10 protein-coding genes are annotated in these 9,045 nt (G+C 64.6%); 5 read left to right on the top strand and 5 right to left on the bottom strand.

Translation table 11 applies throughout. From position 1 onward, the window contains the following. Window positions 1-65 precede the first annotated feature (65 nt). On the bottom strand, window positions 66-629 hold the full coding sequence (locus ACT53T_RS02980) for a hypothetical protein (RefSeq protein ID WP_476159976.1): 564 nt from the start codon (window positions 627-629) through the stop codon (window positions 66-68). Window positions 630-933: 304 nt separating this feature from the next. Between ACT53T_RS02980 and ispG the strand changes: the two genes are divergently transcribed. Further along, a complete protein-coding gene (gene ispG, locus ACT53T_RS02975; RefSeq protein ID WP_476159975.1) occupies window positions 934-2,229 on the top strand; it encodes a flavodoxin-dependent (E)-4-hydroxy-3-methylbut-2-enyl-diphosphate synthase in 1,296 nt (431 codons plus the stop codon). On the opposite strand, the gene ACT53T_RS02970 is transcribed toward ispG, so the two are convergent. Beyond that, window positions 2,230-3,075: a uracil-DNA glycosylase gene (locus tag ACT53T_RS02970; protein ID WP_476159973.1), complete on the bottom strand. Its 846-nt coding sequence runs from the start codon at window positions 3,073-3,075 to the stop codon at window positions 2,230-2,232. It abuts the gene before it with no gap. Window positions 3,076-3,277: 202 nt separating this feature from the next. Here ACT53T_RS02970 and ACT53T_RS02965 point away from each other — a divergent pair, with 202 nt between their 5' ends. Further along, complete coding sequence (locus ACT53T_RS02965) at window positions 3,278-3,568, top strand: hypothetical protein (protein WP_400766089.1); 291 nt, start codon at window positions 3,278-3,280, stop codon at window positions 3,566-3,568. Between the two features lie 79 nt (window positions 3,569-3,647). Here ACT53T_RS02965 and ACT53T_RS02960 read toward each other — a convergent pair whose 3' ends face one another. Continuing rightward, window positions 3,648-3,875 (bottom strand): YbdD/YjiX family protein, encoded by a 228-nt coding sequence (locus ACT53T_RS02960; RefSeq protein WP_400766087.1) that lies wholly within the window; start codon window positions 3,873-3,875, stop codon window positions 3,648-3,650. Further along, a complete protein-coding gene (locus ACT53T_RS02955; RefSeq protein WP_476159971.1) occupies window positions 3,841-5,934 on the bottom strand; it encodes a carbon starvation CstA family protein in 2,094 nt (697 codons plus the stop codon). Before ACT53T_RS02955 ends, ACT53T_RS02960 begins: the two co-directional genes overlap by 35 nt. Before the next feature lie 224 nt (window positions 5,935-6,158). Between ACT53T_RS02955 and ACT53T_RS02950 the strand changes: the two genes are divergently transcribed. Beyond that, window positions 6,159-6,386 carry a hypothetical protein gene (locus tag ACT53T_RS02950; RefSeq protein WP_400766084.1) on the top strand — a complete coding sequence of 76 codons (228 nt, stop codon included), beginning with the start codon at window positions 6,159-6,161 and terminating at the stop codon, window positions 6,384-6,386. A 30-nt stretch (window positions 6,387-6,416) separates the two neighbouring features. On the opposite strand, the gene ACT53T_RS02945 is transcribed toward ACT53T_RS02950, so the two are convergent. Next, the gene (locus ACT53T_RS02945; protein ID WP_476159970.1) at window positions 6,417-7,805 is read right to left on the bottom strand and encodes a PQQ-dependent sugar dehydrogenase; all 1,389 of its coding nucleotides are present in this window, start codon (window positions 7,803-7,805) and stop codon (window positions 6,417-6,419) included. Between the two features lie 149 nt (window positions 7,806-7,954). On the opposite strand from ACT53T_RS02945, the gene fae reads away from it, so the two are divergent. Both fae and ACT53T_RS02935 read left to right on the top strand, forming a co-directional pair. Beyond that, the gene (gene fae, locus ACT53T_RS02940) at window positions 7,955-8,494 is read left to right on the top strand and encodes a formaldehyde-activating enzyme (protein WP_400766081.1); all 540 of its coding nucleotides are present in this window, start codon (window positions 7,955-7,957) and stop codon (window positions 8,492-8,494) included. A 135-nt stretch (window positions 8,495-8,629) separates the two neighbouring features. Continuing rightward, window positions 8,630-9,019, top strand: coding sequence for an HU family DNA-binding protein (locus ACT53T_RS02935; protein WP_018264162.1), 390 nt, complete (start codon window positions 8,630-8,632; stop codon window positions 9,017-9,019). Window positions 9,020-9,045 lie beyond the last annotated feature (26 nt).

Raw genomic sequence — 9,045 nt, 5'->3', positions numbered from 1 at the left:
CTGGACAAAGCCGGCTAAGGCGATTTTCGCCAAGCTGGCCCGCGTTCCTGCACCTTCCGTCTGAGTCAGTGCACTAGAACTTTTGAAAGCGCTCCGTCGGCTTCGTTTGTGTAATGATCGTAGGCTCTGTTGAGCTTTTCTGGAGTATCGGGAAGCCTACTAAAATCTTCAGATGCTTTTTTAAGGACGATATGCTCGTGGTAAAACCATACGGCATCCTTCGCCAGAGACAGATGAGGAATCTGCATAACAGAATCAGAATCTAAGTGCGCAACAAATTTATCTCTATAAGACCTCATCTCCTTAATATACACATTGTATGCTTCCTCAGAAACGCCTAGCCGAGCAAGCATATCACGTTTGAATTCCTCCTGGTCGGCTACGATATTCTGCCAATAGTGATTTCCATTGCGATCTGCGAAGAGCTTGCACCACTCAAGCACCACCTGATCTAGAAAGTTCCCATTCATCACCCGCCAGAATGAAACGTCTGGATTTCCTAGATCAAGCAACGATTTGCGGGCTGGACTGTGACCGACCCGATAATAAGCGAGATTTCTTGCGAAACTGACACACAGTATCACCGTCCGCCTGAGATACTGCGAACGCGTTAGGACCGACTCGTTCATGAAGGTGCCTTTGTCCATGCAATGGGTCAAACAGCGGCAAAGGTTCAACTAGCGCAACCCAAACTGGTTTACTAGCGAGAGATTCTCTCGTTCGAACGCATCCAATTGATGTTCACGCTCTCGTTCCAATTGACCCAACCCAGCTTGACGCGGGAGACGTTCCGGCCCACCAAGGCTCGACAGATTCCAGGTGATGGGTTCGCCGAATTTCCCCTTCTCCCCGCGAGCGGGGCTCGCGGGGAGAAGGAAGGCGGCAGACCTCATGCGAGACGATCCAAATCCCATCGAGGGGACACGACCGACGATGACCGACGAAATCGAGACCCGCCTTCCCGACCCCATCTCCGCCGAGCCGGCGCCGCGCCATAGGACGGCGGCGGTGACGATCGGCCGGGGGCCGCGCGCGGTGACGATCGGCGGGGGCGCGCCCATCGTCGTCCAGTCCATGACCAATACCGACACGGCCGATGTCGACTCCACGGTCGCGCAGATCGAATCGCTGGTCCGCGAGGGCTCGGAGCTGGTGCGCATCACCGTCGATCGCGACGAGGCCGCCGCCGCCGTGCCGCATATTCGCGATCGTCTCGCGCAGAAGAATATCGACGTCCCGCTGATCGGCGATTTTCACTACATCGGCCACAAGCTGCTCGCCGATCATCCGGCCTGCGGCGAGGCGCTCGACAAATATCGCATCAATCCGGGCAATGTCGGCTTCAAGGAGAAGAAGGACCGGCAGTTCGGCGCCATCGTCGAGCTGGCCATAAAGCATGGCAAGGCGGTGCGCATCGGCGCCAATTGGGGCTCGCTCGATCAGGAGATGCTGACGCATCTCATGGACATCAACGCCAATTCCGCGGCGCCGCTCGACACGCGCGCGGTGACGCGCGAGGCGCTGGCCCGCTCGGCGCTGATCTCCGCCGAGCGCGCCGAGGAGATCGGCCTCCCGCGCGATCGGATCGTCATCTCGGCCAAGGTCTCCGCCGTGCAGGACCTCATCGCCGTCTATCGCATGCTGGCGCTGCGCAGCGATTATGCGCTGCATCTCGGCCTCACCGAGGCCGGTATGGGCTCGAAGGGCGTCGTCGCCTCGGCGGCGGCGCTGGGCGTGCTGCTGCAGGACGGCATAGGCGACACCATCCGCGTGTCGCTGACGCCGGAGCCCGGCGGCGATCGCGCCAATGAGGTGCGCGTCGCGCAAGAGATTTTGCAGACGATGGGCTTTCGCACCTTCGTGCCGCTGGTCGCCGCCTGCCCCGGCTGCGGCCGCACCACCTCCACCGTCTTCCAGGAGCTGGCGCGCGATATCCAGTCGCATATTCGCGAGCGCATGGCCGTCTGGCGGCAGGATTATCCGGGCGTCGAGACGCTGAATGTCGCGGTGATGGGCTGCATCGTCAACGGGCCGGGCGAATCCAAGCACGCCGACATCGGCATTTCGCTGCCCGGAACGGGCGAGGCGCCGACGGCGCCGGTCTTCATCGACGGCAAGAAGGCGATGACCTTGCGCGGCGAGGGCATAGCGGAAGAATTCACCCGCATCGTCGAAGATTATGTCGCCCGTCGCTTCGGCGGCGGCGCCGAGGGCGAAGCGGCGGAGTGATCAGCCGAGCGCCGCGGCCAGGGCGCGCAGATCGCGCCAGGCGCGGCGCTTCATCGCCGGCGTCCTGAGCAGGCTGGCGAGCGACGGCGCGAGCAGCGCGCGCGTCGCGCCGCCGCCGTGATCGTAATCGAACCAGGCGTTGCGATAGCGCGCCACATCCGGCGAGCCGAGCGCGGCGCGGGCGGCGAAATCGCCGAGAATGAGCAGGGCGCGCGGCGCGGCCAGCTCCACATGGCGCCGCAGGAAGGGATTGAGCGCCGCCACTTCCGCCGGATTGAGCTCGCGCGCGCCGGGCGGACGCCAGGGCGTCGCATAGGCGAGATAGGCGCCGGAGCGGTCGCGGCGAATCGCGCGCAGCATATTGTCGAGCAGCCGCGCCTCCGGCCCGACGAAAGCCGCGCCGCCGCGCTCCTCCTCCTCGCCGGGCGAGAAATCCAGAACCATCAGAGCCGCGCCGGGCGCGCCGGCCGAGAAGAGAAAATGCCCGGCCGTCGCTTTCAGCGCGCAGCCGTCGAAAGCCGCGAGCCGCTCCCGCAATTCCTCGATCGTGCGCGCCGCGCCGGCGGCCTCGCGAGCGCCGCGGGCGGCCTCCTCGGTGAAGACGGGCGCGGCGGAGCGCTGGGAGCGGGTCTCCCGCGCCGGCGGCTCGGCCCGACGCACGGGCGAAGGCGAGGGCGAAGACGCAGCGACGGGCGCGGGCGCGGCGACGCGCGCCGGCGGCGCAGCGCTCTCGGCGAAACGGTCGTGCGGCGTCTCATCGAGGGCTATGTCGACGCCGATCGACACATACCAGTCGACGAGCGCGGCGAGCCCCGTCTCCAAGGAAAGATCGGCGTCAGCGGACATGGAAGAAAGCTTAGAGCAGAAGCGCGAAAAGGTGAAGGCGCACGCCCGAGGCGGAGCCGCGCATTCGCCATTTCTCTGCGCGCCAATGCGTAGATTATCGAGCTTCGCGACGCAGCGGCTCCGCAATAGGCTGGAGCAAAATCGAGAATGTGCCGAGGGTGGAAACAGAGTTCAAAAATCACAGCTCACATAGAGAATTCCCATGATCGACCTGATCGAAACCGTCGCGAAATCGCTGTTCGCGAAATTCGGGTCCAATCCGCAGCTCTGGGACAGGGCTACGCTCGCGGAGCGCGACAGATTCCGCCATGCGGCGGAAGATATACTGCATGAATTCGCCTCGCTCGCGCCCGTCGAGACGGCGGAGCTGGTCGAAAAAATCCGCGAGACGCGGATCACGCGTCTCGGATTTCTCTATATGGCCTATGCGCTGAACACTTCGGAGGCCGCCGCGCTGCTCACCTATCGAGCGCTCGGCCGGGCCGAGTGCTGAACGTCACCCGAGCGTTTCCTTCCCTTGTTCTGTCGTGTTTTCTTCACGCGAACCGGTTCCCACTTCGCTAGAAAACACTCTAGCAGCAACGCATCGCGCGCCGGCCGCCTTCGCCGAAACGGCTCGCCTGACGGTCGAGGAAGAACTCCTCGCGCGTCATCAGCGGCTCGCTCGGATGATTGGCGCGCCGATGCGCGACATAGGCCTCGTAATCCCCCTGCCCGATCATCAGCCGCGCGCCGTCGCGCAGCTTCTGCCCGAGCTTGGAAAGATCAAGCGCGGGCAATTTGCAGATCGTGCAGCTCATCGCTCGTCTCCCTGGTGGTGACGCTGGTCGCGCGCCGCGCCTCGCCGATGGCCCGCAGGCCGAAGAACAGCATGGACAAGACCAGCGCGATGAAGACGGCGCAGAGCGTCGTGTTCACATAATCGTTGAAGACGATGCGGCTCATCTCGGCGGCGGTCTTGGCCGGCGCGAGCAGTCTGCCCTCCGCCGTCGCGGCCGAATAGCGCGCCGCATGGGCGAGGAAGCCGATCTTGGGATCGGGATGGAAGATTTTCTCGGCGCCCGCCGTCAGCGTGCAGATATAGAGCCAGGCCGCCGGCGCCCCGGCGATGAAGGCGTAGCGCTCCCGCTTCATGCGGAACAGCACCACAGTGCAGAGCGTGAGCGCTATGGCCGCGAGCATTTGATTGGCGATGCCGAACATGGGCCAGAGCGTGTTGATGCCGCCGAGAGGATCGATGACGCCCTGATAGAGGAACCAGCCCCAGCCGGCGACGGCGAGCCCCGTGGCGCCGAAATTGGGAATCCAGGCGCGCGTATGCTTGAAGCGCGGCCAGAAGGTTCCGACGAGATCCTGAATCATGAAGCGCGCGACGCGCGTGCCGGCGTCCACAGTGGTGAGGATGAACAGCGCCTCGAAGAGAATGGCGAAATGATACCAGAAGGCGGTCATGGAGGCGCCGCCGATCGCCCCCGACAATATTTTCGCCATGCCGACGGCGAGCGTCGGCGCGCCGCCCGCGCGCGAGAGCACCGTCTTCTCGCCGACCTCGGCCGCCGCCTGGCTCAGCGCCTCCGGCGTGATGACGAAGCCCCAGGACGAAATGGTCTGCGCAGCCGTATCGACCGTGGAGCCGATGACGGCGGGCGCGCTGTTCATGGCGAAATAGACGCCCGGATCGAGCACGGTGGCGGCGACCAGCGCCATTATGGCCACGAAAGACTCCATCAGCATCGCGCCATAGCCGATGAAGCGGATTTGCGTCTCGTCGCCGATCATCTTGGGCGTGGTGCCGGAGGAGACGAGCGCGTGGAAGCCGGAAATGGCGCCGCAGGCGAGGGTGATGAAGAGGAAAGGAAAGACGCTGCCCGCGAAGACCGGGCCGGTCCCGTCGATGAAGCGGCTGACCGCCGGCATTTTCAGCTCCGGCATGACATAGAAAATCCCCAGCGCCAGCGAGGCGATGGTGCCGATCTTCAGAAAGGTGGAGAGATAGTCGCGCGGCGCCAGCAGAAACCACACCGGCAGAACGGAGGCGACGAAGCCGTAGCCGATCAGCATGAAGGCCAGCGTCTCGCCTTTGAAGGTGAAGAGCGCGGCGAGCGCCGGCGTCTCCGCGACCGTGCGGCCGAAAGCGATGGAGGCGATGAGCAGCACGAAGCCGATGACCGACATTTCGAATATGCGGCCGGGGCGCAAATAGCGGCCATAGACGCCCATCAGCACGGCGATGGGCAGAGTGGCGAAGACGGTGAAGAAGCCCCAGGGGCTGTCGGCCAGCGCCTTGACCACGATGAGCGCCAGCACGGCGAGCAAAATGACCATGATGGTGAGAATGCCCACCATCGCGACGATTCCGGCGGCCGGCCCGAGCTCGGTCTTAATGAGATCGCCGAGCGAGCGCCCGTCGCGCCGCGTCGAGATGAACAGCACGACGAAATCCTGCACCGCGCCGGCAAAGACGACGCCGGTGAGCAGCCAGAGCGTGCCGGGCAGATAGCCCATTTGCGCCGCCAGCACCGGGCCGACCAGCGGCCCCGCCCCGGCTATGGCCGCGAAATGATGGCCGAACAGCACATATTTGTCGGTCGGCACATAATCGAGCCCGTCATTGTGGCGATGCGCCGGCGTCTTGCGCTGCGGATCGAGGCCGAGCGCTCGGTTGGCGATGAACAGCGAGTAGAAGCGATAGGCGACGAGATAGACGCAGACCGCCGCCGCCACCAGCCACATGGCGTTGACGGTCTCGCCGCGCGCAATCGCCAGGGTGAAGAGCGAGAAGACGCCGAGCGCGACAATGGCGCTCCAAAGGGCGATCGAGCCGAGCTTGCGGCCCGGCGTGGCGAGAGGAAGGGACATAGCGCGAGCCTCGGCGTTTCCAGGAAAAGCCTGGGGACGAGATCGTCACCCGGCATTTTTCCCAAGAAATAGGCCAAAGGCGCCCGCCGCGTCTAGCCGCTGGGCCCGCGCGCCGCCCTCTCCCGGCGGCGGGCGGCGTCATTGGGACACGCCGCTCGTTTGGAACCTTTCGAAGCTCCGCCGATTGAACGGCTCGGGCGACGAATTCTGCACAGGAGACGCTCATGCACTGCGGAGATTGCCGTTTTTGGCGCCAGCCGGACAACCAATGCCGCCGCAACGCCCCGCTGCCCATGCGCGGCCATGAAGGAACCATGGACACGGCATGGCCCCTCGTGACCGCGGAGGATTGGTGCGGCGAATATCAGCCCGGTTATATCGATCGGACCAGCATGCCCGCGGAAGCGCGGGCGCGCGCCCAGTCCCAGCACAAGGAACGCGCCCAGCACTGACGGCCGCCGAAACGGCGCGGCCGTCTCCGCTCAATTTCCCGAGGTCCGCACAGGCGCAGCCGCGCCGCTGTAGGACACGCGCCAGATCGTCCCATTGCCGTCCTCGCTCACCAGCAGCGAGCCGTCGCGCGCCACCGCCACATCGACGGGGCGGCCCCAGACGCGCGTGTCGTCCACGACGAAGCCGGTGAGAAAATCCTGATATTCGCCGGTCGGGACGCCGTCCTTGAAGGAGAGTCGCACGATCTTGTAGCCGGTGCGCTTGGCCCGGTTCCAGGAGCCGTGCAGAGCGACGAAAGCGTCGCCCTTATACTCCGCCGGGAACTGGCCGCCCTCGTAGAAGGCGATGCCCAGCGGCGCCGAATGCGGCTGGAGCAGCACATCGGGAATGGTGATCTTGCTCGAGAGATCGGGACGCTCGCCGGCGTGGCGGGGGTCCTCATGCGCGCCGATGTAATGCCAGGGCCAGCCATAGAAGGCGCCCTCCTTCACGCGCGTGGCGTAATCGGGCGGCAGATCGTCGCCCAGCATGTCGCGCTCGTTCACCACGCACCAGAGCGCGTCGGTCCCCGGCTGCAATTGCAGGCCGGAGCAATTGCGCAGCCCATTGGCGACATTGCGCCGGCTCTTGCCTTCCGGGTCTATGGCGAGCACGGTCGCGCGCTCGAATTCGGCGCCGGCGCTCGCGCCCTGCCCATGCGCCGCCTCGAGCTGCGCGACCTCCTGCGCGGAAGGCCGCGGATGGCCTTCGGCGACATTGGTCTTGGAGCCGACGGAAACATAGAGCGTCTTGCCGTCGCGCGAGAAGACGAGATCGCGCGTCCAATGGCCGCCATCTGCGCCCGGCAGATTCGCGATCGTCTCGGCGGGGCCGGAGGCGGAAAGGTCGCCGTTCTTATAAGGGAAGCGCAGCACTTTCGTCGGCGTGCCGACATAGACGAAGCGCGGCTCCGGCCCCGGCGGATAGAAGGCTATCCCATAAGGGCGCTCGAGTTCCGCGGCGAAGACATGGGACGAGGCCGGCGCGATCTTCCCATTCTCGAGACGAAAGACGCGGAGCCGGCCGCCGACGCTCTCGGTGACGAAAATATCGCCATTTGGCGCATGGCGAATGACGCGCGGACCTTCGAGACCGGAGGCGAAAATCTCCGCCGAGAAGCCCGCGAGCGTCTTGGGCGCGGCGCCGTCCGGCCGCGCCACCACTTGCGAGCGCGAGGCGGTCGGCTCGCTGGCGAGCGGCGCAGGCAAATCCTGCGCGGTGATCTTGCGCCAGGTTCCGGGCGCGTCCTGCCGCCAATCGCTGAAGGCGACGGGACCGATGAGGCGGCGCGCCTCCTCCGATTGCGCGAGGACATGACCGGCGAAGGCGAGGCCGGCGAAGGCGCCGGCGAGGAGAAGTGTGGGGGCGAAAATCTTCATTGCGGCCTCTCTCGAAACAGAGCCGCAGTCTAACGCGCCAAAATCACATTTAGAAGATAGAATTACAGCATTCGCGCGCGCCCCTTCCGGCGGCGGACGCCCGGTGCTATTCGACCGCCTCCGACCGACGAAAGAGAAGGAAAAACCATATGAGCGAGATCTGGCTGGCCACGGGCGAAGCGACGGTTCTGGCGGCGGACGGGCAATATACCGACGCCATGCCGGAAGTGCTGATCGGCAGCGTCAAAGGCCCGGTGGGGACGGCTTTCGCCTCCATGACGGGACAGGTCGCGGGCCATCCGCGCATGTTCGTCATTCGCGACCTCAATCAGCAGGTGCGCCCCGCCACCATGATGACGACCAAGATGACGGTGCGCTCCAATGATTACGTCGAGCTGCTCGGCGGCGTCGTGCAGGCTGCGACCGGCGACGCCATCGTCGATGCGGTTTCCGAAGGAATCATTCCGAAAGATCAGGTGAATGATCTCGTCATGATCATCATGGTCTGGCTCGATCCGCGTTGCGCGACCGATCCGAACCTCGACCGGCGCGACCTCTATCGCACCAATTACGAGGCGACGAAGCTGGCGATTTCCCGCGCTCTGAAGGGCGAGCCGACGATCGACGAGCTCATCGCCAATCGCAAGACGGTCACGCATTATGCGCTGGAAGGCGTGTTCGACGAGTGATTTTGCGCAGCTGGCATTGCAAAAATCGAGCGCTGCGCAGATTGCGAATCAGTTCTCGAAGCGCTAGCAAACGAATCCTCACATGGCGCGTTCGATATGACGCGTCTTTTCATGGGAATTCGAGGGAGATTTGCGATGGCCAAGGCGAAGAGCGAGAAGCCTGCGGCGGTCAAGAAGGCCAAGAAACCCGAAGCCGCTGCTATTCGTCCGGTGAAGGAGAGCTTGACCAAGTCGGCCCTGATCAATCTGCTCGCTGAGCAGAACGAGCTTCCGCGCAAGACCGCCGCTGCGGTCTACGCCACGCTCGAGGAGGTGTTCCTCGGCTCCGTGCATCCGCGCGGCGTCGGCGAGTTCACCCTGCCCGGCCTGCTGAAAGTATCGCTGCGCAAGGTTCCGGCGCGTAAGGCCGGCACTCTGGTACGCAATCCCGCCACGGGCGAGATGGTCAAGGCCGCCGCCAAGCCGGCGAGCGTGCGCGTGAAAATCCGCGCGCTCTCCAAGCTGAAGACCGCCGCCACGCCCTGATTTCCTCAGGGCCTGTTTCGAGCGAG

The organism is Methylosinus sp. DMC45 (genome assembly GCF_056313885.1).
The sequence above is the reverse complement of the archived record's forward strand: the minus strand, read 5'-3'. Positions and strand labels throughout refer to the sequence as shown.